Below are 1,814 nucleotides of genomic sequence, written 5' to 3' on the forward strand. Positions count from 1 at the left end.
TTTTGAATAGAACGATAACCAAGCCTCAAACCAGCTTGTGATGTTTTACCATCTAAATCGTAATATAACGCTAAACCATTTTGGCGTTATATGGTCAAGCCTCACGAGCAATTAGTACTGGTTAGCTCAACGCCTCACAACGCTTACACACCCAGCCTATCAACGTCGTAGTCTTCAACGGCTCTTTAGGGAACTTAAAGTTCCAGTGAGATCTCATCTTGAGGGAGGCTTCCCGCTTAGATGCTTTCAGCGGTTATCCCGTCCGAACGTAGCTACCCGGCAATGCCACTGGCGTGACAACCGGAACACCAGAGGTTCGTCCACTCCGGTCCTCTCGTACTAGGAGCAGCTCCTCTCAAATCTCAAACGTCCACGGCAGATAGGGACCGAACTGTCTCACGACGTTCTAAACCCAGCTCGCGTACCACTTTAAATGGCGAACAGCCATACCCTTGGGACCGGCTTCAGCCCCAGGATGTGATGAGCCGACATCGAGGTGCCAAACACCGCCGTCGATGTGAACTCTTGGGCGGTATCAGCCTGTTATCCCCGGAGTACCTTTTATCCGTTGAGCGATGGCCCTTCCATACAGAACCACCGGATCACTAAGACCTACTTTCGTACCTGCTCGACGTGTCTGTCTCGCAGTTAAGCGCGCTTTTGCCTTTACACTCTTCGCATGATTTCCGACCATGCTGAGCACACCTTCGTGCTCCTCCGTTACTCTTTGGGAGGAGACCGCCCCAGTCAAACTACCCACCACACAGTGTCCTCGATCCCGATTAGGGACCTGAGTTAGAACCTCAAACATACCAGGGTGGTATTTCAAGAGTGGCTCCACCAAAACTAGCGTCTTGGTTTCAAAGCCTCCCACCTATCCTACACAAGTAGGTTCAAAGTTCACTGTGAAGCTATAGTAAAGGTTCACGGGGTCTTTCCGTCTAGCCGCGGATACACAGCATCTTCACTGCGATTTCAATTTCACTGAGTCTCTGGTGGAGACAGTGTGGCCATCGTTACGCCATTCGTGCAGGTCGGAACTTACCCGACAAGGAATTTCGCTACCTTAGGACCGTTATAGTTACGGCCGCCGTTTACTTGGGCTTCGATCAAGAGCTTCGCTAATGCTAACCCCATCAATTAACCTTCAAGCACCGGGCAGGCGTCACACCCTATACGTCCACTTTCGTGTTTGCAGAGTGCTGTGTTTTTAATAAACAGTCGCAGCCACCTGGTATCTTCGACCAATCTCAGCTTAAGGAGTAAATCCCATCACCAAAATCGGCGTACCTTCTCCCGAAGTTACGGTACCATTTTGCCTAGTTCCTTCACCAGAGTTCTCTCAAGCGCCTTGGTATTCTCTACCTGACCACCTGTGTCGGTTTGGGGTACGGTTCCCATATATCTGAAGCTTAGAAGTTTTTCCTGGAAGCATGGCATCAACCACTTCACCCAAAAGAGGGCTCGTCATCAGTTCTCGGCCTTAAGGCAACCCGGATTTACCTAAGTCACCAGCCTACCGCCTTAAACACAGACAACCATCGCTGTGCTGGCCTAGCCTTCTCCGTCTCTCCATCGCAATATATGCAAGTACAGGAATATTAACCTGTTTCCCATCGACTACGCATTTCTGCCTCGCCTTAGGGGCCGACTCACCCTGCCCTGATTAACATGGGACAGGAAACCTTGGTCTTCCGGCGGGGAAGTTTTTCACTCCCCTTATCGTTACTCATGTCAACATTCGCACTTCTGATACCTCCAGCCTGCCTTACAGCTTGACCTTCAACGGCTTACAGAACGCTCCTCTACCATGC

The 1,814-nt window shown here is 50.6% G+C and carries 1 rRNA gene; it reads right to left on the reverse strand.

From position 1 onward, the window contains the following. Positions 1–90: 90 nt before the first annotated feature. Positions 91–1,814, reverse strand: a 23S ribosomal RNA gene (locus tag TW85_RS24135); the annotation flags it as partial.

This window comes from Marinomonas sp. S3726 (assembly GCF_000967665.1).
Taxonomy (GTDB): Bacteria; Pseudomonadota; Gammaproteobacteria; order Pseudomonadales; family Marinomonadaceae; genus Marinomonas.